At 69.3% G+C, this 22,161-nt stretch carries 21 protein-coding genes, 1 tRNA gene and 1 pseudogene; 7 read left to right on the forward strand and 16 right to left on the reverse strand.

Features of this window, described 5'->3' with window-relative positions; translation table 11 throughout:
* Positions 1-67: 67 nt before the first annotated feature.
* Entirely contained in the window at positions 68-514 is a 447-nt protein-coding gene (locus AC1DB1_RS06985; RefSeq protein WP_477200252.1) for a DUF1801 domain-containing protein, read from the reverse strand.
* A 136-nt stretch (positions 515-650) separates the two neighbouring features.
* Here AC1DB1_RS06985 and AC1DB1_RS06990 point away from each other — a divergent pair, with 136 nt between their 5' ends.
* The 3 genes from AC1DB1_RS06990 to AC1DB1_RS07000 are packed head-to-tail and all read left to right on the forward strand — an operon-like array spanning position 651 to position 2,105.
* Positions 651-989: an ArsR/SmtB family transcription factor gene (locus AC1DB1_RS06990; RefSeq protein WP_477200253.1), complete on the forward strand. Its 339-nt coding sequence runs from the start codon at positions 651-653 to the stop codon at positions 987-989.
* A gap of 1 nt (position 990) precedes the next feature.
* The gene (locus AC1DB1_RS06995; RefSeq protein WP_477200254.1) at positions 991-1,647 is read left to right on the forward strand and encodes a dihydrofolate reductase family protein; all 657 of its coding nucleotides are present in this window, start codon (positions 991-993) and stop codon (positions 1,645-1,647) included.
* Positions 1,644-2,105 carry an SRPBCC domain-containing protein gene (locus tag AC1DB1_RS07000; RefSeq protein ID WP_477200255.1) on the forward strand — a complete coding sequence of 154 codons (462 nt, stop codon included), beginning with the start codon at positions 1,644-1,646 and terminating at the stop codon, positions 2,103-2,105. Before AC1DB1_RS06995 ends, AC1DB1_RS07000 begins: the two co-directional genes overlap by 4 nt.
* 28 nt (positions 2,106-2,133) lie before the next feature.
* On the opposite strand, the gene AC1DB1_RS07005 is transcribed toward AC1DB1_RS07000, so the two are convergent.
* From AC1DB1_RS07005 to helR, 6 genes and pseudogenes are all read right to left on the reverse strand, one after another.
* The gene (locus AC1DB1_RS07005) at positions 2,134-3,363 is read right to left on the reverse strand and encodes an RNA polymerase sigma factor (RefSeq protein WP_477200256.1); all 1,230 of its coding nucleotides are present in this window, start codon (positions 3,361-3,363) and stop codon (positions 2,134-2,136) included.
* On the reverse strand, positions 3,360-3,710 hold the full coding sequence (locus tag AC1DB1_RS07010) for a YciI family protein (protein WP_477200257.1): 351 nt from the start codon (positions 3,708-3,710) through the stop codon (positions 3,360-3,362). Before AC1DB1_RS07010 ends, AC1DB1_RS07005 begins: the two co-directional genes overlap by 4 nt.
* A gap of 31 nt (positions 3,711-3,741) precedes the next feature.
* Entirely contained in the window at positions 3,742-4,353 is a 612-nt protein-coding gene (locus AC1DB1_RS07015) for a dihydrofolate reductase family protein (protein WP_271178642.1), read from the reverse strand.
* A 130-nt stretch (positions 4,354-4,483) separates the two neighbouring features.
* On the reverse strand, positions 4,484-4,849 hold the full coding sequence (locus AC1DB1_RS07020) for a VOC family protein (RefSeq protein ID WP_477200258.1): 366 nt from the start codon (positions 4,847-4,849) through the stop codon (positions 4,484-4,486).
* Between the two features lie 31 nt (positions 4,850-4,880).
* Complete coding sequence (locus tag AC1DB1_RS07025; protein ID WP_477200259.1) at positions 4,881-5,666, reverse strand: dienelactone hydrolase family protein; 786 nt, start codon at positions 5,664-5,666, stop codon at positions 4,881-4,883.
* Positions 5,667-5,852: 186 nt separating this feature from the next.
* A pseudogene (gene helR / locus AC1DB1_RS07030) lies at positions 5,853-8,062 on the reverse strand (RNA polymerase recycling motor ATPase HelR).
* Positions 8,063-8,332: 270 nt separating this feature from the next.
* On the opposite strand from helR, the gene AC1DB1_RS07035 reads away from it, so the two are divergent.
* Positions 8,333-9,250 (forward strand): alpha/beta fold hydrolase, encoded by a 918-nt coding sequence (locus tag AC1DB1_RS07035; protein WP_477200260.1) that lies wholly within the window; start codon positions 8,333-8,335, stop codon positions 9,248-9,250.
* On the opposite strand, the gene AC1DB1_RS07040 is transcribed toward AC1DB1_RS07035, so the two are convergent.
* The gene (locus AC1DB1_RS07040) at positions 9,247-10,224 is read right to left on the reverse strand and encodes a prenyltransferase/squalene oxidase repeat-containing protein (RefSeq protein WP_477200261.1); all 978 of its coding nucleotides are present in this window, start codon (positions 10,222-10,224) and stop codon (positions 9,247-9,249) included. The genes AC1DB1_RS07035 and AC1DB1_RS07040 overlap by 4 nt on opposite strands.
* 47 nt (positions 10,225-10,271) lie before the next feature.
* Positions 10,272-10,868: a class I SAM-dependent methyltransferase gene (locus AC1DB1_RS07045; RefSeq protein ID WP_477200262.1), complete on the reverse strand. Its 597-nt coding sequence runs from the start codon at positions 10,866-10,868 to the stop codon at positions 10,272-10,274.
* A 93-nt stretch (positions 10,869-10,961) separates the two neighbouring features.
* On the opposite strand from AC1DB1_RS07045, the gene AC1DB1_RS07050 reads away from it, so the two are divergent.
* Positions 10,962-11,894, forward strand: coding sequence for an alpha/beta hydrolase (locus tag AC1DB1_RS07050; protein ID WP_477200263.1), 933 nt, complete (start codon positions 10,962-10,964; stop codon positions 11,892-11,894).
* Between the two features lie 18 nt (positions 11,895-11,912).
* On the opposite strand, the gene AC1DB1_RS07055 is transcribed toward AC1DB1_RS07050, so the two are convergent.
* The 5 genes from AC1DB1_RS07055 to AC1DB1_RS07075 all read right to left on the reverse strand — a co-directional run bounded on the left by AC1DB1_RS07055 (position 11,913) and on the right by AC1DB1_RS07075 (position 17,002).
* Positions 11,913-12,410, reverse strand: a complete 498-nt coding sequence (locus tag AC1DB1_RS07055; protein ID WP_271178634.1) for a universal stress protein — start codon at positions 12,408-12,410, stop codon at positions 11,913-11,915.
* A 30-nt stretch (positions 12,411-12,440) separates the two neighbouring features.
* A complete protein-coding gene (locus AC1DB1_RS07060) occupies positions 12,441-12,860 on the reverse strand; it encodes a VOC family protein (RefSeq protein ID WP_271178633.1) in 420 nt (139 codons plus the stop codon).
* A 72-nt stretch (positions 12,861-12,932) separates the two neighbouring features.
* The gene (locus AC1DB1_RS07065) at positions 12,933-14,000 is read right to left on the reverse strand and encodes a hypothetical protein (protein WP_477200264.1); all 1,068 of its coding nucleotides are present in this window, start codon (positions 13,998-14,000) and stop codon (positions 12,933-12,935) included.
* Positions 14,001-14,076: 76 nt separating this feature from the next.
* Complete coding sequence (locus AC1DB1_RS07070) at positions 14,077-15,213, reverse strand: flavin-containing monooxygenase (RefSeq protein ID WP_477200265.1); 1,137 nt, start codon at positions 15,211-15,213, stop codon at positions 14,077-14,079.
* Between the two features lie 130 nt (positions 15,214-15,343).
* Positions 15,344-17,002: a LuxR C-terminal-related transcriptional regulator gene (locus tag AC1DB1_RS07075; protein ID WP_477200266.1), complete on the reverse strand. Its 1,659-nt coding sequence runs from the start codon at positions 17,000-17,002 to the stop codon at positions 15,344-15,346.
* Between the two features lie 225 nt (positions 17,003-17,227).
* On the opposite strand from AC1DB1_RS07075, the gene AC1DB1_RS07080 reads away from it, so the two are divergent.
* Positions 17,228-18,553: an acyl-CoA thioesterase/BAAT N-terminal domain-containing protein gene (locus tag AC1DB1_RS07080; protein ID WP_477200267.1), complete on the forward strand. Its 1,326-nt coding sequence runs from the start codon at positions 17,228-17,230 to the stop codon at positions 18,551-18,553.
* Positions 18,554-18,581: 28 nt separating this feature from the next.
* Here the strand turns inward: AC1DB1_RS07080 and AC1DB1_RS07085 are convergent.
* Positions 18,582-18,657, reverse strand: a tRNA-Val gene (locus AC1DB1_RS07085).
* A gap of 55 nt (positions 18,658-18,712) precedes the next feature.
* Positions 18,713-19,186, reverse strand: a complete 474-nt coding sequence (locus tag AC1DB1_RS07090) for a peroxiredoxin (RefSeq protein ID WP_271178628.1) — start codon at positions 19,184-19,186, stop codon at positions 18,713-18,715.
* A 206-nt stretch (positions 19,187-19,392) separates the two neighbouring features.
* Between AC1DB1_RS07090 and aceE the strand changes: the two genes are divergently transcribed.
* Complete coding sequence (gene aceE, locus AC1DB1_RS07095) at positions 19,393-22,119, forward strand: pyruvate dehydrogenase (acetyl-transferring), homodimeric type (protein WP_477200268.1); 2,727 nt, start codon at positions 19,393-19,395, stop codon at positions 22,117-22,119.
* The last annotated feature ends 42 nt before the right edge of the window (positions 22,120-22,161 follow it).

Here is a 22,161-nt window from a genome sequence, read left to right on the forward strand (position 1 = left end):
TTACGTGGCGGAAGCGGTATCAGTGCTTCTTGCCCCCGACGCCGGGGACCGACGTGACCTGCCTCATTCACGAGGCGATCTGGTCGTCGTCGATGTCGTCGAGCGACTCGAGTTCCACGCCGCGCGTCGCCTTGCCCATCCCCACCGGTGTCACCGGTGGCTCCGGATCGAGCGCGTTGCCGTTGATGAACATGAGTTTGACGTGGCGGGCGAAGCCGCCGCTGCTGAAGCACCAGCCGTCGCCGACGCCGTAGTACGCCATCCCCCACTTCACCGAACGCTGGAGGTCGGGAAGGGTCTTGGCCGCCAGGGCGTCGATCGCCTCGGCGATTCCGCGCTGCGGCTGCGGCAGGCCGGCGATGTAGGCGAAGACCGGCTTGTCGCCGACGGCCGCCTTCGCGGGACTCGCCCTCCCCGTCATGGCTTCCGGCAGCGTCGTCGCTGCGTCGGCTTCCGCACTGGCTTGCGTCGCCGCATTCTCGACCTGACTCTTGCTGTTCTCCGTGCTGGCCATGGCGCATTTTATTCCTCGGGCGTCGCCGAGCGATACGGTCGTTTCGCAGCGGCCACCCGCCGCCATCCACCACCCCGCTCGCCACTCCCCCACATCCGGGTTGACGAATTCGGCCGCATCGACAATAGTTAGGCATATGCCGAAGTATTACGATGAGCTCGACGCCGTGCTCCGCGCTCTCGCGGATCCCACGCGCCGGGCCATCGTAGAACGCCTGGTGAAGTCTCCGGCCGTGGTGTCGGAGCTGGCAGAGCCGTTTCCGATGGCGCTGCCGTCGTTCATGCAGCACCTGGGCGTCCTCGAGAGCGCGAGCCTCGTCACCTCCGTGAAGCACGGCCGCGTCCGGACCGTGAGCCTGCGGCCCGGCGCGCTCGACATCCTGCACCTGTGGCTCGGCGAGCAACGAACCCCCGCCGAGCACATGGCCGACCGACTCGGCATCCACTTGACCAGAACCACCCCGAAGGAGACCTGACATGACCCGCGTTCGCATGGACCTCTTCGTCTCGTTGGACGGCTACACGACGTCCGACCCGACACCCGACGACCCGATGGGCCCGGACTGGGGGCGCCTCACGGCGGCCTACACGGCGACTCGCACGTTCCGCGAACGGATCTTCGGCGACACCAGCGGCGCCGGAACGACCGGCGTCGATGAAACGTACGCCGCGGCATTCTTCGAGGGCATCGGTTCCGAGATCATGGGAGCGGGGATGTTCGGCCTGCACACGTTCCCCGACGACCCGGACTGGAAGGGATGGTGGGGCGACCGGCCGCCGTTCGGCACCCCGGTCTACGTCCTCACCCGCACCGCCCCCCGTCCCTCGATCTCGATGGACGGCGGGACGACGTTCCATTTCCGGAACGCTGCGATCGGAGACGTGCTCGCCGAGGCGACCGACGCTGCCGGCGGTCTGGACGTGCGGGTCGGCGGTGGTATCAGCACCGCGCTCGAATTCCTGCGCGCCGACCTGGTCGACGACCTGCACCTCATGGTCGCCCCGATCGTTCTCGGCCGGGGACTCCGGCTGTGGGATGGCGTACCAGCCCTCGACCGCACCCACACGGTGACGACCGAGGTGGCCGAGAGCGGCACGATCCATGTCACGTTCACGCGGGAGCAGCACGCATGACCATCGAGCGCCGCCTCGCCCGCGCGGAGTTCACCCTGACCCGCGACTACCCGGCTCCCGTCGAACGCGTCTGGGACGCCTTCGCCGACGAGAGCCAGAAGCTCAGTTGGTGGGGCGCGGGCGACGCCGCGGAGCCCCGCGAGTGGGCATACGACTTCCGGGTCGGCGGCCGCGACGTCGCCGAAGCCGAGTTCCACGACGGCCCGGTCTCGCGCTACGTCGCCACGTACACGGACATCGTCGACTACGAGCGGATCGTCACCACGTACGACATGTGGCTCGACGGGATCCACATGTCCACCTCGGTGGCGTCGCTGGAGTTCCAGCCCATCGACGGAGGCACGCGCTTCACGCACGCCGAGCACGGTGTCTTCTTCGACCAGTTCTGGGCCGACGGGCCCGGCCGCGAGAAGGGGACGCGCGGCCTGCTCGAGGCTCTTGGCGGCTACCTCGCGTAAGGCTCGCCCCTCCCGGGTGATGGACCGGTCAGCCCGCTAGTTGCCGGCGGCGACGAAGGAGATTCGCCGTCTCGGCGGTGTTGCCCGAGAGTTCGATGGCGCGATCGTACGCGTCGCGAGCGTCCCGGCTCCGTCCGAGCCGGCGGAGGAGGTCCGCCCGCGTGGCGTGGAACGCGTGGTAGGTGTTCAACGCGGCTTCGAGGCTTTCGACCGTCGCCAACCCCACATCCGGGCCATCGATCTCGGCGATCGCGATCGCCCGGTTCAGGGCGATGACCGGCGACGGGTCCAGCGTGATCAGCTGGTCGTAGAGCGCTACGACCTGCGACCAGTCGGTGTCGCGCACGTCGCGGGCCGAGGTGTGCACGGCGTTGATCGCGGCGAGCACCTGGTACCTCCCCGGGGGCTCGCCCGTGGCCAGCCGTTCCCGAACGAGGGCGTGCCCCTCCGCGATCAGGTCCCGATTCCACGCGCCGCGATCCTGTTCGTCGATGGTGACCAGCTCCCCGCTCGTCGAGACACGCGCGGGGCGACGCGCCTCGATGAGCAGCATCATCGCGAGCAGCCCTGTCACCTCGCCGTCGTCCGGCATCAGCTCGTGGATCACGCGGGCCAGCCGGATGGCTTCCGCCGTGAGATCGTCCCGCACCGGATCCGTGTCGGCGCCCGTCGCCAGATAGCCCTCGTTGAAGACGAGGAACAGCACGGCGAGCACACCGGAGATGCGTTCCGGGAGGTCGGCCGACGCCGGCACCCGGAACGGGATGCGCGCCTCCCTGATCTTCACCTTCGCGCGGGTGATCCTGCGTCCCATGGCGGACTCCTGCACGAGGAACGCCCGCGCGATCTCATCCGCATTGAGGCCGCCGACCATCCGCAGCGTGAGCGCCACCCGGCTCTCCATCGAGAGCGCCGGGTGACAGCACGTGAAGATCAGTCGAAGCCGGTCGTCGTCGATCGCGCCCAGAGACGGGGCCGGCTCGTCGTCGAAGATCATCAGTGCTTCCCTGTGTTTGCCGTCGCGCTTGTTCTCACGGCGGATCAGGTCGATCGCCTTGCGATTGGCGGTGGTCGTCAGCCAGCCGCCGGGGTTGGGCGGCACACCGTCGGCCGGCCAGCGCTCCACTGCGATGGCGAAGGCCTCGCTCGCCGCTTCCTCCGCGATATCGAGGTCGCCGAACCGCTTGGCCACCGTCGCGACCACCCGCGCCCACTCGTTGCGGTGAGCCCGGGTGATCGCGTCGTCGACGGCGCTCACGGCTCCAGGAACGGCCGAACCTCGATCTTGCGGTTGCACGCTTTGGAGGCGTCGTGCGCGAGCCCCAACGCGACGTCCAGATCGGCGGCCTCGAGGATCCAGAAGCCGGCGAGGAACTCCTTCGACTCGAGGAAGGGCCCGTCGCTGACGATCGGTGCCTCTCCCCTGTTGTCGACGACGGTGGCGGCGACGGGCCTGCCGAGGCCGCCGGCGAACACCCAATGGCCTTCGGCCTGCAAACGGTCGTTGAACTCGTCGATCGCGGCCGCCTCGGCCGAACTGGCCGACTCGTCCCTGTCGGCCCCGTAGGCCTGACCGTCATCGATGACGGAAACCAGATACTGCATGTCGATCCTCTCCTTCGTTCTCTTCGTGCGATCAGTTGGTGTGGTACTGCGGGCGGCCGGCGGGCCGAAAGGTCTGAATCATCACTCCGCGTGAATCGGTGTGCGAGTCGATGAGGTCCATCGCGAAGTCCCGACCGGAATCTGCGAACAGTCTGGCACCCTGCCCCAGGATGACGGGGACGGTCAGCAGTTCCATCTCGTCGACGAGGTCGTGCTCCAGCAGCCACTGCACGAGAAGACTGCTTCCGTGCACCTGGAGTTCGCCCTCACCGCCGGCCTTCAACTCGGTGACGGCCGCGAGGAGGTCGTCACCGAGCACGGTCGTGTTCGACCACGCCGGCGCCGTCAGGGTCCTGGATGCCACGTACTTCGGCTTCGCGTTCAGTGCGGCTCCGATGGGGTGACGCTTCAGGTCCTCCATCGTTCCCCAGAATTCGAGGAACAGGTCGTACGTCCGACGACCGAACAGAAAGGCGTCGGCGCGCTGGTAGGTCGCGGCGATGTGATCGCGGGTCGAGTCGTCACCGACTCCCCTGGCCCATCCACCGCGGACGAATCCGCCCCGGCGATCCTCGGCACTCGCGCCGCCGTTTCCCTGGGTCACTCCGTCAAGGGTGAGTTGCGTGACAGTCGTCAGTTTCATCTCTCTGCTACTCCTCGTCGTCGGCGCCCAGCCCTTGAGCGCCTTTCATACAGACAACGAACGGACCCACCCGGATCGGACACCTAGTGAGAGATTTATCCCGGCTCGGAGCCGGGGCCCGCTGAATCGCTCAGCGAGGGCCCGGCCCCGATGGTGGCTCCCACAGCTCGATCGGCAGCCCCTCCGGGTCGTGGATGCGGGCGAAGTCTCCGTACTCCGTGGTCCACTCCGGGCGACGCTCGACGGCGATGCCCTCCGCCTCGAGCTTCTCGGCCAGAGCATCCAGCTCGGTGACCCGCAGGTTCAGCATGAACGGCTGCTCTGCCGAGAAGTAATCGGAGTCGGCGGGGAACGGAGCGAAGACGGTCATGCCCGCCTGCTGCTGCCAGATGTCCGCATGGCCCGCCTCGATCCCGAGATGCTCGCGGTACCACGCCGCCCGCGCGTCCGGATTTTGGCTCCGGAAGAAGAGTCCGCCGATACCTGTCACTCCCACAGTCCGCTCCTTCATCGTTCGGATGGCGCGGTCAGCGTACCACCGGCCCTTCCGGTGTCGGCTCGTCCGACGGCCGCCCACGACCGAGGTGCCTTGTGAGGAAGTGCGCCGAGTCCTCCGTCTCTAACCACGGCACCTGGTGGTGACCGCCCGGGTTGGCGTGGAGGGTCTTCTCCGGCGAGGCGAAGGCATCGAACAGCTCGAAGCCCGAGCCGCGTGAGATCTCCGCGTCGTCCCATGGCAGCAGGAATTGGATCGGGATGGTGATCCGGCGCGCGGCGTCGAGCAGCGCGTCGTAGACGAGCACCCCGCCGAAGACGGCGGCGGTGATGCGGGGTTCGACGGCGGCCAGCGGCAGGCCGATCGCCGAGGCGAGCGTCATGCCGGTGTAGGCGACCGGACCACCGCTACGGATCTCGGGCACGGTCTGGAGGGCGTCGAGCGTCGCCTGCCATTCCGGAACAGCCCGCTCGGCCAGTGAGGCGTTGTAGGCGGTCACGATCGCGTCGATCGACCGGCCGGATGCCCGGGCGTCGAGCATCCGGGAGACCTGGGCCTGGTCCTCGGCGGAGCGAGGGCGCTCGCCGTGACCGGGCGCGTCGATGGACGCGACGGCGTACCCGCAGGTTGTGACGTAGTAGCGAGCGCGGGCGACGAGCGCCGTTGCGAACTTGTGCAGCCCGCCGCCGTGACCCATCAGCACCAGGGGTGCGGGATCGGTGGCGGATGCGGGCGACCAGACGACGCCGGTGACGTCATCCAGTGCGAAGGTGCGTTCGATGACGCCGTCGGCCGACGTCTCAGAAGTGAAGTGCATGGCTGTTGCCTTTCGGGAGTGCCTGAACGAGGCGCTCCCGGCGACGACCTGCGTCAGCCGGCCACCCGTGGCAGAGACGGGAAGCACCCCATGGATACTGCGATCATGGGTTCCACCTCCTCGAGCTCGTCACGGACCCCTGGACGATAGCAGCACGGCGGCCGGCGCGTCCAGCATCTGTCCGGTTCACTGAACCGACAGCGGCTCCTCCACCTGCGATGAGGTGAGGATCACGAGCCGCTGGGTCGCCCGTGTCATCGCCACATAGCGGTCGACCGCCCCTTCGATGCCCGTGCCGAACGACTCCGGGTCGATGAGCACGACCAGGTCGAATTCGAGTCCCTTCGACAGTTCCGGTGTCAGCAGCCGCGTGCGGCTCCTCCCCCGCACAACATCGACGCCCACCTCGACCCCGGCGGCGACGCTGCCGATGACGGCGGCGATCCCCTCCGGATGCTCGTCGAGCCACGCATCCAGAATCGACGGCAGCTCTGCCACGGCGCCGTGCTGCACCGGAACACCGCTCGTCCGCACGGACGTCGGCACGTTCGCGTCCGGCAGCACGGACCGGATGACCGGCTCCGCCTCGACCATGACCTCCTCCGGTGTGCGGTAGTTGATGGTGAGCGACGCCGTCGTGACCTGGCCGAGCCCGACCCGCCCGAGACGCTCTTCCCACGTCTCCCTGAACCCGTGCCGCGCCTGAGCGCGGTCCCCGACGATGGTGAAACTGCGCGACGGGCAGCGGCTCAGCAGCATCTGCCACTCGGCATCGGTGAGCTCCTGGGCCTCGTCGACGACGATGTGCGCGAACGGGCCCGCCAGCAGATCCGGGTCGGCGCTCGGCAACGCGGACTCATCGACCAGGCTGTTCTGCGCATCCGGACGTCGCAGCATCGACATCACCTGCATCTCGCTGTCGTCGGATTCGATGAGGTGCTCGACGACCTGCGCCATCTGCTCGCGGGATGCCGCGATCGCGGCGTCCCGCTGCCGCGTGCGTCGCGCCGCCTCAGGATCGCCGATGCGCCGGCGCGCAGCGTCGAGGTAGGGCAGGTCGGACCCAGTCCAGGCGCAGGGATCCGGCCGCTGGAGCATCCGGAGCTCGTCGGCGCCGAGCCAGGGAGCGGACGCAGATACGCGGGCACCGTCCAGAGGTCCCCGACGACGCCGGCCGGGTCGAGGAGTGGCCACGCCCGTGCGAAGGTTCCGGTCAGCTGTTCGTTCTGCAGGAGGGCCCTGCGCGCGACGTGCGGGGGGACCTCCTCATCGTCGAGCTGATCGATCAGGATGTCGAGCAGCGCCTCCCACACCTGGTCGCGAGCCTCGTTGTGCGGGGCGCCGGGGTCGGCCGCGTCGAAGGCCTCGGCCCACTCGGCGCGGCTGAGCGGCAGGTCCGCCCAGGGCGTCTCGACGATCATCCCGGCGGCCGGCGGCTGCTCGTAGTACCGCACCGCGGCGTCGATCAGTCGCACCGGATCGGCGGATGCCTTCCGAGCGGCCACTGCTGGGTCGGCTTCCGTGGTCGCATCGGCTCCCTCGGCGACCAGATCGCGGAGTGTGCAGACCTGCACGCTGTCCTCCCCCAGGCTCGGGAGCACGTCGTCCACATAGGCCAGATACGCCTGGTGCGGGCCGACGAACAGCACGCCGCCCGAGCCGCGAGCGATGTGCGGATCCGCGTACAGCAGGTAGGCGGCACGGTGGAGGGCGACCACGGTCTTGCCGGTGCCGGGGCCGCCGTCGACGACGAGGGCGCCGCGGGATCCTGCACGGATGATCGCATCCTGGTCGGCCTGGATCGTGCCGAGCACGTCACGCATCCGGGGTGAGCGACTGCTGCCGAGGCTCGCGATGAACGCCGACTGATCGTCGAGCGCGGCGTTGTCTGCGAAGCCGTCGGGATCGAACACCTCGTCCCAGTAGTCGCTGACTCTGCCGTGCGTCCAGCGGTAGCGGCGACGGCTCGCCAGCCCCATCGGATCACCGTGCGTCGCGCCGAAGAACGGCTCGGCGGCCGGTGACCGCCAGTCGCGAAGGAGGCGGCCTCCTGCGCTGTCCGTCAGGCCGAAGCGCCCGATGTACACGGGTTCGCCACCGTCGTCCGGCACGATGCGACCGAGGCACAGATCCAGTCCGTATCGACGGAGCGACCGCAGTCGCGCCGTCACCCGGTGGATCTCGATGTCGCGGTCCATCGCGGCCTGACCGGGGCCCCCTGGTGCCGCGAGCTGCGCCTCGAGGTGCGCGCTGAGCTCGGCGATCGTCTGATCGAGGCTCGCCTGAATGGTCGCGAAGTGCCGCTCATCGTCGGCGATCAGCCGCGGGTCGGCTTTCGCGGCCAATCGTGCCGGCAGGTCGAAGGCGCTGTTGGTCACGTCCTCGCCGGGCCCCATTCCGCCGCTTGTCGAATCACTCTCATCCGGCCCGTACACCGTCGACACCACGCCCATTCAGCGACTCCCCTCATGCTGCTCTCCGCCTCGGCCGACTAGTCTGCGCCATGACCCGGGTCTTGCCGCAAGCCCCCCACTCGGCTATAAATTGAAAGTGGAGAGGGAAGTGGATACCCTCTCCTTTCGCATGTCCGGCGCCGATGGCTGAGATCATCCGGCGAGGGTGACGAGGAGCGCCGGCATCGGGCGCACACTGGGTGTGTGGCTCGGGTGACATCTCCACGAGGGTCGGGCGGATCGAGCGGATCCGGCGAACAGACACGCAAGCTTCCCCGACGGCCGGCATCGGCGCTGGCCGAGCGGTGGACGACGATCGACGGCATCGACGTCTTCTACCGCGAGTCCCCCGCGCCTCCGGATGCCCCCGTGATGATGCACGTCCACGGTTTCGGTCTCTCCGGCAGATACCTGCTCCCGACGGCCGAACTCCTGCGCGACGAGTTCCACACGCTCGTTCCCGACCTGCCGGGGTTCGGTCGCAGCGACAAGGTGGATGTTCCGCTCGACGTCCCCGACCTCGCGCACGCGGCGGCGCGTTTCCTCGACGATCGCGGGATCGACAAGGTCACGCTGGTCGGGAACTCGATGGGCTGCCCCGTGATCTGCGAGTTCGCCTATCACTACCCTGAGCGGCTGGAGCGCGCCATCCTCGTCTCGCCCGCCGGCGGCGTGCAGAACCAACCACTGCGCCGGGCGATCGGACAGCTCACCAGAGACGGAACGCGCGAGCCGCGCAGGATGGTCCGGGTCGCCACCCCCGACTACCTGCGTTTCGGCGTCCCCAGCACGGTCCGGATGTTCAGAGCGCTCACGCAGTATCCGTCGCTCGAACGGCTGCTCGCCTTGCGCATCCCGACGCTGGTGGTGATCGGCGACAGGGATCCGCTGATGCCGGGGCCCGCGCGGGTCAAGGAGATCGCGAGCCGCACCGACAACCACGTGCTGCTCGTCACGATCGAAGGGGCGGCGCACGCGATCAACTTCAGCCATCCCGGCGAACTCGCTCACGTCATCCGGTCGTTCATGGCCGACGAGCCGATCGTCGACGACCCGGACTCGCCCGGTCACGCGCGGGTGCGCGAGATCCATCGCGGCGTGTTCCACCCGCGGGCCAAGGGCAGCGCCTAGGCCGCGGCTCCGTCCCACCACCGCAGCACGCGGGTGCCGAAGAAGGTCAGCCACGGCGACGGGAGCCCCGGCGGCACGTCGACGTCGAACCAGGATCGACCCGGATACCGGTGCTCCTGCAACCAGGTTCCGTCGGGTCGTCGCGCGGCGCGGACCGCCTCGATGGCGTCGCCGAGCCGAGCATCCGGTGGCACCCCGTCGTGCAGAGCGGCCGCCCGGAAGTAGTCGGTCGCTTTGAGCACGCTGAACGGAGCGCGGAACGGGTACGCGAAGCGCGTCACCCACGGACCGACCGGTTCGTCTGTGCTCAGCCGTCGCATCAGCCGGCGTTCGAGGAGGTACTCCTCCCCCGCATGCCTCGCCGCGCGCAGTTCGTCGCTCCCGCCCGTCGCCTGCTCGACGTACAGCAGCGCGAGCAGCACATTCAGCGTGGAATGGAACGAGGAGCGGGTCGAGCCCTCGACCCACTCGCAGTTCCAGCCGCCGTCGCTCATGCGATGTTCGAGGAACCACTGCGCGATCCCGCAGACGTCCGCGCCGAGCCACACGCCGCTCGCCAGTGTGTAGGCGTTGATGCAGCAGTCGACCTCGCCGCGCCAGTACGGGGAGCCGTCGTACTCCCACCGGCTGTTCGCGTCGAGCAGTTCCGCCGTGCCGGCGAGGGCAGCGGGGTCGAGCCCCCAGTCGCGCAAGGCGTTGAGACTCCAGGTGGTAGCGGTCCACGGTTGGCCGGCGCCTTCGGCGGCCTCCGGGCCGTCGAAGTCGAAGTCCTTCGGGAAGAACGCGCCTCCCGCCCACTGACCGTCCGGATCCTGAAGCGCGAGCAGGTCCGCCCCGAACCCCTCGGTTGCGATCCGGGAGCGGGTCGCCTCCCATTCGTCGCGGGGAGCGCCGATCAGATCGCGCTCGACCTGCCAGCGCAACGCCGGGTCGGTGTCGAGCAGCCAGTCCTGCAGAGCGGGGTCGAGAGCCATCGCCGGGCACGCTACTCCGCGGCGCGGCGCGGGAGAAGGTCTGCTGCTCAGCGGTCGCTGACCAGGAGGAAACGCTCGTCGCCGACCGCGCCGCCCCACAACGCCGCATCGGACGAGAGTTCGCGCACTGCGGCCCCCTCGCGATGTCGCAGTACGAGCGATCGGCACTCCTCCGCCGTCATGCCGGATCCCGTCGACCACGATCCCTCGATCAGGATCATCCGACCGCCCGGCCGGAGGAGGCGTGTCCAGTGATCGAGGACGGCATCCGGATCGTCAAACGACCAGAGGACGTGGCGCTCCACGATGACGTCGAACATGGCGGCGACCAGCGGCGGGTCGGCGGCGTCACCCTGGACGAAGTCGACGGCGACACCGGCGCGACGGGCCTTGCCGCGTGCGATCTCGAGCATCCGGCCGGAGATGTCGAGCCCGAGGACCTCGTGCCCGCTGGAGGCGATGAGCACGGACAGGCTTCCCGTGCCGCATCCGAGATCGGCGATGACTGCGGGCGAGCTGGGAAGGAGCGGCAGGAGGAGACGCTCCCAGGCCGCCCGCACGAGAGGATCGCGCAGACCGTGATCGGCGCTGTCGTCGAAGACGTCGGCGTAGCCGTCCCAGAGCTTCGCGGCGTCGTCGGTCATGCCACGATTATGGCCCTGCCCGGCGTTCTTGCGGCCCGGCAGCGGATGCCCGTCGTAGGCTGTGGCGGCCCCCTGGATGACGGAGAGAACGCGATGAGAAAAGGGTCCGAGCAGGCAGAGCAGCCGGATCGCCGCCGGATCTCGCGGCGGGCGCTCGTGATCGGCGGGGTCGCAGCGGCCGCGGTGGTCGCCACCGGCGTCGGCGTGCCGATCGCGATCGAGAACCGCCTGCTGCCCGGTCGCTCCACCTTCAACAGGGTCTTCGGGCTCGACGGCGCTGTGGGGACCATCCCGTCGGTAGCCCCGGGACCGATGATCTCGGGCTCGTTCCGGTCGGCGGCCCGGCTCGGCGTCGAGTGCGGGTGGGCAGTGAGCTACCCGCCGGGATCGAGCGTAGGAGATGCCCTCCCCGTGCTCGTCGTGCTGCACGGCTATTCGGGCGATCACCGGTCGTCGTTCGGATCGGGCCAAGGCCTTGACCGCTTCCTCGCCCAGGCAGTGCAGCGCGGTGCGGCACCGTTCGCGGTCGCCGCAGTCGATGGAGGCAACACCTACTGGCATCGCCGCGCGAGCGGAGAGGACGCCGGCGCGATGGTGACCGACGAGTTCGTGCCCCTCCTCGCGGCGCAGGGTCTGGCGACGGACCGGATCGGGCTGATGGGATGGTCGATGGGCGGCTATGGCGCGCTGCGGCTGGCCGGACGACTCGGACCGTCGAAAGTGGCCGCCGTGTCCGCCGAGAGCCCAGCGCTCTGGCACCACGCCGGTGAGACCGCACGCGGAGCCTTCGACGACGCGGCCGACTTCGCGGCGAACACGGTGTTCGGGCGGCAGCACGAACTCGCCGGCATTCCCGTGCGGATCGACTGCGGTACTGGGGACGGTTTCTACGAGGCCGCCCGCGACTACGCGGACAGTCTCTCGCCGAAACCGGCGGGAGGGTTCACGGCCGGTGGCCACGACAGCGCGTATTGGCGCCGCGTCGCGCCGGACCAGCTGGCGTTCATCGCCCAGCACCTCACCTGAGTCCCACGGCACAGGTCGTCACACGGGTGATCGACCGAGCTTCTCCGCGCCCCGTTCCTCGTGGGCGACCGGGACCACGACGACGGGTCGGGTCGTCGCGCGGCTCAGGTGCGCAGCGACCGAGCCGGACAGCCACGCCTCGACCACGTGCGCCGCGCCAGAGCCGTGCGTGCCGACCACGATCAGGCGGGCAGCCACCTCGTCGGCGGCGATCTTCAGCACGTGGCCCGGGTCGCCCGCGAGCACCCGCAGGGACCAACCGTGTTCGAGCGGCTCCATGCGGTTCAGGGTCTGCGCGATCGAAGCGGCGAGATCCAACGCGATCCTGTCATCCGCCGGTCCCAGATCGCCGGGATACAGGGACTCGGCGTTGCGCCGGTCCCCGCTCTCCCAGTCGGCGAGGTAGGTGTCGATCGCGACGTAGGCGCAGAGGAGCGGCCGGTGCAGCTCCTTCGCCAGCGTGGCCGCTTCGAGCACGACGGCGACCGACTGGCCGGGATAGACCCCGGCCAGCACCGGGGAGACGGACGCGTCGGTCAGAGCGGATCACCCCTGCGGTGTGCCTGCGATGTTGACCAGCCACTGGATGCCGAAGCGGTCGACCGCCATGCCGAAGCTGTCGCCCCAGGGCGCCTTCGAAAGCGGCTCGAGCACCGTGCCGCCGTCGATCAGCTTCTCCCAGTAGCCGGTGAGCTGAGCCTCGTCGTCGCCGCTCAGTGACACCGAGATGGCCGAACCCGGCGAGAACTCCATGTGCGCGGGAACATCCGCGGCCATCAGCGTGTAGCCGGCGTCGGTCTCCAGCTGCGAGTGCATGATCAGGTCGGCCTCGGCCGGATCGGTGCTGACGTTGAACTCGGCGAAGGTCGACGTCGTGAGTTCGCCACCGAAGACCGACTGATAGAAAGTCATCGCCTCCCGAGCGGAATTGCGGAAGTTCAGGTAGGGATTCAACCGTGAAACCATGATGCTCTCCTCCTCGTGAACGGATCTGGTCTCAGAGTACTCACGGCCGATCGCGCTGCACGAGTGCAGAATTCAGCGGCGATAGGCGCCGACGATGAGCTCGCCGCGGATCTCGCCCAGCCGGTCGACGATGCGGTCGACGAGCGCGTTTGTCACGCCGGAGGCGGTGAGATCGAAAGGCCCGATCGGGCGCAGCTTGCCGCACCGGATGCGCACCACCTCCCAGCCGACCCCGCGCAGCAGCCGGTCCTTGCGCTTATCCGTGTCCTCGCGGCGTCCGACGTGCTCGAGTCCGTCGCGCCCGGTGGTGTCGTACTCGATCGCGACACGGAGCTCGGGGATGATGATGTCGGGCCACACCTCGAGGTGGGAGAAGAACGGACGGGCGACGCGCACGGCGTTGTTCCCGAGGTCGACCTCGAGGCGCTCGCCGAGGCGGCGACGGAGCTCCGGCTCGGCCGCGGAGGCCGGCGCCGGCGCCCAGCGGCTCACGAACGCATCGCCGACCGGCACCGCATCGGCGCCGGCGCGCGCGTGACGGCACACCGGGCAGCGGCGGCCGCCGAGGATCTTCTCGATCGTCGCCTCGTACGACGGATGCCCGTGCTCGCACTGCCAGGCGAAGCGGCCGCCGGTGTTCGTCGCCTGCGAGACCTCGACGCGCGAGCGGGGTGTGGCCATGGTGACGAGCTGCTCGCGGGTCAGCGTCTCCCTGTCCAGGCGGCGGCAGAGATAGCAGCGGTCGTCATCCGGGTCGTTCTCGATCCAGCGTGGATCACGTGCGTGGCCGCAGACGTACGTGCCGGCATCCGGAGACGGGGTGACCACCCGGCGTGCGGTCGCCAGCGCGGTGCACTCGGGGCACCAGGTCGACCGACGGCGGGAGCCAGCCGGCCGCGCTCGCTGCTCCGCGGGTGTCGCGACGAAACGATGACCGGCGTCGCACTCCCAGACGAGATAGACGTCGGCGGCCGGTGGGATCTGGGTGAGCACCACCCCGTGATTGAGGTCCGGGTGGTACTGGCGGATCAGCACCGGATAGCGCTCCCACTCCGCGCGGTACTGGCCGATCACGTAGGGGGTGTCGAGCGCCTTGGTCCACTGCCGGCGCGCCCACCACTGCTCGACGCTCTCCGGCACGGCACCTCTCCGATCGAGCGGCCGCCCGCTGCGGTCGCGCTCGGGCCAGGCTACGCGCGACCACCGTCACCCGGTGTCACCGGCCGGCCGTGCGCGCGACGGCGTGAGCAGGTGAGGGCCGCGCGGACTCCCGCGGCGACGAGGCGGCCACGAGGTCGGCGATCCGTGCCGCGTCCCGGCCGACCCCGTGCACCATCGCCGACGACATCGAGGTGAGGAAGTGGAGTCCGACGAAGTAGAGCCCCGGCGCGCCAGGGACGACGCCGCGGTCGTGCCGCGGCTCCCCCGTCGCGTCGAGCACGGGCAGCCGGATCCAGTCGAAACCCGCACTGAAGCCGGTGCACCAGACGACGTCGGCGACCTCGAGCGGCTCGCCGTCCACCACGGGACGCCCATGGTCGACGCCCGTCACGCGTCCCGCGCGGCGCACCCCCAGTCGCGCGAGCTCACGCGACTTCACCCGGATCAGGGGCACCCCTTTGCTCATGATGCGTGGTCGGGCGCGGCGGCCGATCGGTGTATCGACGGACATGATGCGCGGGAACACCACCCGGTTGAGCACGTGCACGACGATGTGTGTGCTCACGAAGCTCGTCGCCGAGCCGGGAACCTCCCCCGTGCTCGGGCCGGCGACGACGACGGGATGCGTGGCGGCGAGGTCTTTGGCGATCTCGGCGCCGGAGTTGCCTGCCCCCACGAGCAGCACCGTTCCGGGGAGCAATTGCTCCGGGTTGCGGTAGTCGGCGGCGTGCAGCTGCCGGATGCCCTGGCTCAGGTCGTCCGCGAACGCCGGAATCCGAGGCACCTGGTAGTTCGACATCGCGACGACCACGCAACGCGCCTGGAAGGACTCGTCGCCGGACACGACGAGGTACCCGTCGCCGTCGGGCGCGGCACGGAGCGCGTCGACGCGGCGCCCGCTCTCGACGGGCAGATGGAAGCGCTCGGCGTACGACGCCAGGTAGTCGGCCATTTGGTCTTTGGTCGGCCAGGCGTCGGGCGGGCCGGGGAACGGCATCCCGTCGAGCCCGTCGTAGCGCGCGGGGGTGAACAGCCGGAGGCTGTCCCAGCGGGTGCGCCACGCATCGCCGATGTGCGGCGCCGCGTCGAGCACCAGATGCGGGATGCCCCGCTGCTGCAGCTGGTAGGAGACGGCGAGTCCGGCCTGGCCGCCGCCGATGACGAGGGTGTCGACGTGCTGGGTGCTGTTCATGTCTGAACGGTAGGCACGCACCTCCGGTCGACGCTTCGGCACAATGCTCCAGGCGTCGGCGGCACGCTGGGTATTCGTACCCAGTCCCGTTGAGCGCTCCGTGTGCCCGAGCACACCCTCCGGCGTGGCGTCAGCCCGCGACCAGGCCGTGCTCGTAGGCATAGGCGGTCGCCGCGGCACGGGACGGCACGCCGAGCCGGGCCAGGATGTTGCTCATGTGACGGTCGACCGTGCGCCTGCTGAGTACGAGCTCGGTGGCGATCTCCTTGTTCGTCAAGCCGGTCGTCGCCAGCCGCAGCACCTGCAACTCGCGGTCGCTGAGCGGGCCACGCGATGCGGTGTCCGCGTGGTCGCCGGTGCGCCGCTCGCGGCCGGGTGCGGCGCCGAGTGCGGCGAATACTGCCGCGGCCGCCTGCCGGTGCAGGTGAGCGCCCTCGTCGTCGCCGAGCCGATCGAATCCGTCGGCGAGCACCACGCGCACCCGGGCCGCGCGATACGGAGCGTCGAGTTCGAGCCAGGCCTCGAGCGCGGTCGACAGCGCCGCCACAGCGCGCGGGATGAACCCGGCCCGCTCCGACGCCAGCAGCAGCCGGCCGCGGGCCTCCGCCGCCAGCGCGCCCAGCACGGGTGTGTCGTAGGCGGCCGCGATCCGTTCGAGCTCATCCACGGCCTCGGTCGCGTCGCCTGCGTCGGTCCGGTCGCCGGTCGCGAGAGCGATCTCGACGAAGGCCGGGAGGAATCGGACGCGCCCCAGAGGGCTCGACGACGTGCCGAGCGCACGACGGATGCCTCCCATCGCGTGCTCGAGGTCGTCATACTGCAGGTGCAGCAGCGCGAGTCCGGGTTGCGGATCGGCGCCGAGCGCAGCGGCGGACTCGTAGAGCGACTGCGCGTCGGCTCGCTCACCGCGCAGCCGGTGGATCTCCGCCTCTTCGTACGTCGCAGCGGCACGTTCACGTCTCTCGACCTTCATGCCCGATGTCACGAGTCCCGCCTCGGCCAGGGCGGCGGGCCAGTCGCCGCCGAACTCCAGCAGCTCCGCCCGGTGCACGCGGCAGGTGCCGTTGAAGATGCCGAGCTGCGTCTGGGACCGGCACCAGTCGTCGAGCACGGCCGACCACTCCCTGGCGCGGTCGACGGCCAGGACACGTTGGCAGCATCCGATGACCGCGCAGTAGACGAGGCCGCGCCCGAGCTCGGAGACGGGGCCGGTGGTGGCCACGAGCATCGCTTCGTCGAGCATCCGGATGCCTGCATCGACCTGACCCAGCTCGATCAGCGCGCGGCCGTCGAGTTGCCGGGCGAGGGCGGAGAGGTCGGCCTCGCCGAACCGGTCGCCGCATGCCGCCGCCTCGACCGCGAGGAGATGCGCGGCATCGGGCCGGCGCTTCAGCAGTTCGCGATGGATCTGCGGGATCTTCACGTAACCGCTCACCGCGCAGTCGCCCAGCCGGTCGGCGAGGTCGGAGGCGCGCCACAGCCATGCCTCCGCTCGCGGCCGCTCCCCCAGCGACGAGAGACGGAAGCCGATCCAGAAGGCGCAGTTCGCCGCGCGCAGTTCGTCGCCCTCGTCGAGGCATTGCACGTACCCGCGCTCCAAGAGCGCGAACGCCTCGTCGTCGCGGGCCGTCAGCGAGGCGCTCCGCGCGTAACGCTCGAGATCGCCGATACCGAGAGGGCGTTCCCGGTCGGCGATGGCAAGAAGACCGAAAGCGTCCTCCCACCGGCGTTCGGCGAAGGCTGTACGGCCGTCCGCCAGCGCATTGAGCACCGCTGCTGAGCCCGGCATATCTGCGATTATCCGCTGGTGACGACGGCCGCGGTAGGCCGCGACGGCACCTTTCGTGCCGGGCACCCCGGGGTCATACTGAGGACAGCATCACGTGTCGGGAGAGCCGCACGCTGATCGTCAGTTCTGGTTCCCGGCAGGTGCGCTGAGGAGTGAGCTGCATGATCTCCGTCCGTGAGAACGTCCACCCGGTGTCGGGCGGCCCGTGAGGATGACGGCGAAGCCATGCGATGGCAGCGGCTCACCCAGCGGGCGGCGTTCCTCGTCGCCTGCGGCCTGATCGCTGCCGCCGCGCTCGCCGGATGCACGACGCGCGCGGGCACCGGCGCCGGCCCGCGCTTCGTCACGCCCCCGCTCATCCACTACACGACCATCCTGTGGCCGGTTCCCCTGGTGCTCACCGGGGTCGAGCCGGGAAGGCGCCTGCGCCTCTCGGTGTCGATGCGGTCGGAGTTCGGCCGCTGGCATTCGGCCGCGACGTACACGGTGCCGCCGTCGGGCACGGTCGACCTGGCCACCGCACGGCCGCAGCAGGCCGCCTTCACCGAAGCGGACTCCGCTGGGCTGTTCTGGTCGCTGCGCGGTCCGGCTGTCGATCCCTCGGAGCTGATGCCGCTCTGGATGCGTTCGACCGTGTCGGTGGTGCTGGAGGCCCGAGACGGAGGGCGCGTCGTGGCGAGCCGTGCGTTCTCGCTCGACGGGCCGGGCGCGAACGCCGACCCGATGACGGTCGGATCCCTCGACATCGAGCAGGCCGCCGCTGCTGCCGGCGAGGAGCATCCGCCGCAGCTCTCGATCGGAGGGGTGATCCCGGTCGGCGCGTACTTCCAGGCCCGCTCTGCGGAGCGACCGCAGGGGCCCGTCGTCATCGTGTTCGACGATCCGGCTGTTGGCGGCTCGTCCGACTACATCGCACCGCTGCTGACGCAGTTCGGCGCCGCGGTCTTCGTACTCCCGGTGCGGCGCGCCTTCACCGGCGTGCAGACGGCCAACGTGATCGAGGCCACCACGGTGGCCGCCGTGCTGGACTGGCTCGACCGTCGGCCGGAGGTGGACTCGACCCGGATCTTCACCTACGGCACGTCGCAGTCGGCGCAGCTTGCGCTCTGGGCGGCGACCAGGTTCAACGATCGCATCGAGGGCGTGTTCGCCGCCGGTGGCGCCACGGCGCCATTGTGCATGCGTGGGGCGGCCGTGCCCCCGGTGTCCGAGAACGGCGAACGCACCCTGTGCCAGAGGAGCGCCTCGCGCATCGATCAGTCGCGGGTGTTCCCGCTGGCGGCCATCGATGGATCAGCGGTGTTTGCCTGCGCCGGTCGCGACGAGGTCTTGCCGAACGCGTGCGCGTGGATGGATGCGGCTCTGCGCGCCCGCGGCGCTCGCGTCGGCGATCAGGTGATCCGCGCACCCCGGTCGGTGCACGCGATGACGGTGCCGCCGGGCCTCCCCATCGCACTGCCGGAGGGTGCGGCTGCTCAAGCCACGGAGAAGGCGCGGGTCGCGTTCTGGGATGCGGTCGGCAGTGTGCTGCTCCGGGCGAGCCAGCGGTGAAGCGCCGAAGCGGTGCGAGGTGGAGTAGTGGTGGGCCCTGCCGGGATCGAACCGACGACATCCACGGTGTAAACGTGGCGCTCTACCAGCTGAGCTAAAGGCCCTGATGCCGCGGAAGCGGCGAAAGACTGCCGAAGCGGTCCGTCCAGCTTACCGGGGTCAGCCGACGTGCGCGGGCAGCAGCTCCAGTGCGGCGCGGTACGCCTCGAGCGACCTGGCCTCGCCGGGAGCGGTGATGAACGACGCCCTGATGATGCCGGACTCGTCGATGACGAACGTCGCGCGGTTCGCGAAGCCCTTCTCCTGCAGGAACACGCCGTACTCCTTAGCGATCTGGCCGTGCGGCCAGAAATCAGCGAGCAGCGTGAAGTCGTAGCCCTCCTGCTCCGCCCACGCGCGCAGGGTGAACTTCGAGTCGACCGAGATGCCGATCAGCTCCACCGCGTGGTCCTTGAACAGAGCGAGGTTGTCGCGAAGTGCGCAGAGCTCCCCGGTGCAGGTTCCCGAGAACGCGAGCGGGAAGAAGACGAGCGCGACGGCGCGCTTTCCGCGGTAGTCGCTCAGCCGGATGCTCTCGCCGAACTGGTTGAGGAGCTCGAAGTCGGGTGCCTGGGTGTCGTTCTCCAGAGCCATGGTGTGTTCCTTTCAGCGCCGGGATGCTCGATCCTGATTCGGCGCACGAGGACACAGCTTAGACCTCCCGCGAGGCAAGACCAAGGTGGCTGTCAACACCTGCGTCTCAGTGAGGCTAGGCTTGCGGATGGTGCCTTCGCGGTTGTCGTAACCCGACAGCGTCCGGCGCCTCACACGATCTATCCGACACAAGAAAGAGGTCGAGGGTGACTGTAAACGACCAGGACCCGTACTCGGTGAATCACATCGATTCGGACCCGGAGGAGACCGCCGAATGGCAGGAATCCCTCGACGCACTGGTTGCGGCCCATGGACACGAGCGCGCTCGTGAAATCATGCTGAGCCTGCTCAAGCGCTCCAAAGAACTGCACCTCGGTGTTCCGATGGTCCCGACGACGGACTACATCAACACCATCTCGCCCGAGAACGAGCCGGAGTTCCCCGGCGACGAGGACATCGAGCGCCGGTACCGCGCCTGGATCCGCTGGAACGCGGCCATCCTGGTGCACCGTGCTCAGCGCCCCGGCATCGCTGTCGGCGGCCACATCTCGACCTACGCGTCGAGCGCAGCGCTGTACGAGGTCGGCTTCAACCACTTCTTCCGCGGCCAGGACCACCCGGGCGGCGGAGACCAGATCTTCATCCAGGGCCACGCCTCCCCCGGCACCTACGCCCGCGCCTTCCTCGAGGGTCGCCTCAGTGCAGACCAGCTCGACGGGTTCCGCCAGGAGAAGTCGCACGCGGGCGGCGGTCTCTCGTCGTACCCGCACCCGCGCCTCATGCCGGAGTTCTGGCAGTTCCCGACCGTGTCGATGGGTCTCGGCCCGATCAACGCGATCTACCAGGCGCAGCTCAACCAGTACCTCACCAACCGCGGCATCAAAGACGCGAGCGACCAGCACGTCTGGGCCTTCCTCGGCGACGGCGAGATGGACGAGGTCGAGAGCCGCGGTCAGCTGCAGGTGGCGGCGAACGAGAAGCTCGACAACCTCACGTTCGTCATCAACGCCAACCTCCAGCGCCTCGACGGCCCGGTGCGCGGCAACGGCAAGATCATCCAGGAGCTGGAGAGCTACTTCCGCGGCGCCGGCTGGAACGTCATCAAGGTCATCTGGGGCCGCGAGTGGGACGACCTGCTCGCCCGCGACGCCGACGGCGCGCTCGTCAACCTGATGAACCAGACGCCGGACGGCGACTACCAGACCTACAAGACGGAGAACGGCGCCTACGTGCGCGAGAACTTCTTCGGTCGCGACCCGCGCACCCTGGAGCTCGTCAAGGACTACTCCGACGACCAGGTCTGGAACCTCAAGCGCGGCGGTCACGACTACCGCAAGGTCTACGCCGCGTTCAAGGCCGCTGTCGAGCACAAGGGCCAGCCCACCGTCATCATCGCCAAGACCATCAAGGGCTACGGCCTGGGTCCGAGCTTCGAGGGCCGCAACGCGACCCACCAGATGAAGAAGATGACGCTAGACAACCTCAAGACCTTCCGCGACGCGATGCGCATCCCGGTATCGGATGCTCAGCTCGAGGAGAACCCGTACCTCCCGCCGTACTACAACCCGGGTCCGGACGACGAGGCCATCCAGTACCTGCACGACCGGCGTCGCGCCCTCGGCGGTTACGTGCCGGAGCGCCGCACCAAGTACACGCAGCTGAACCTGCCTGACGACTCGGCCTACGCCATCGCCAAGAAGGGCTCGGGCACGCAGGAGATCGCCACCACCATGGCGTTCGTCCGGCTGCTCAAGGACCTGCTGCGCTCGAAGGACTTCGGTCACCGCATCGTGCCGATCATCCCGGATGAGGCGCGCACGTTCGGCATGGACGCGTTCTTCCCGAACGCCAAGATCTACAACCCGAACGGCCAGCACTACACGTCGGTCGACCGCGAGCTGCTCCTGGCCTACAAGGAGAGCCCGCAGGGCCAGATCATCCACGTCGGCATCAACGAGGCGGGAGCGCTCGCTGCGTTCACCAACGTCGGCACGTCGTACGCCACGCAGGGCGAGCCGCTCATCCCTGTGTACGTCTTCTACTCGATGTTCGGCTTCCAGCGCACCGGTGACGCCATCTGGGCCGCCGGGGACCAGATGGCCCGCGGCTTCATGATCGGCGCGACCGCAGGCCGCACCACGCTCACGGGCGAGGGACTGCAGCACGCTGACGGGCACTCCCTCGTGCTGTCGGCGACGAATCCGGCCGTCGTCTCGTACGACCCGGCCTACGGCTATGAGATCGGGCACATCGTGCGCAACGGTCTCGAGCGGATGTACGGCGAGTCGCACCCGAACCCGAACGTCATGTACTACCTGACGGTCTACAACGAGCCGATCGTGCAGCCGGCCGAGCCGGAGGGCGTCGACGTCGACGGGATCGTCCGCGGCATCTACAAGCTCCGCGGGAACGACGTCGTCGGACCGAAGGCGCAGCTGCTCGCGTCGGGTGTCTCCGTGCCGTGGGCGCTCGAGGCGCAGCACCTGCTCGCGCAGGACTGGGGTGTCTCGGCCGATGTCTGGTCGGTGACCTCGTGGTCCGAGCTGCGTCGCGACGGCCTCGCGGCCGAGGAGCACAACTTCCTCTACCCGCAGCAGGACACGCAGGTGCCGTACGTCACCCGCAAGCTGGAGGGCGCAGAAGGCCCGTTCGTCGCCGTGACGGACTACATGCACGCGGTGCCCGACCAGATCCGTCAGTTCGTGCCCGGCGAGTTCGCGACGCTCGGCGCCGACGGCTTCGGCTTCTCGGACACTCGCGCCGCTGCGCGCCGGTTCTTCAAGATCGACGGCCCTTCGATGGTCGTCCGCACCCTCGAACTGCTCGCCGCTCGCGGCCAGGTCGACGCGGATGCCCCCGCCCGGGCGATCGAGAAGTACCTGCTGCACGACGTGAACGCGGGCACCACCGGAACCGCCGGCGGCGAGAGCTGACGCGCGAACGCACCACCGTGCCGAAGACACCTGTGCCGAAGA

This window comes from Leifsonia sp. 10N434, assembly GCF_056394405.1.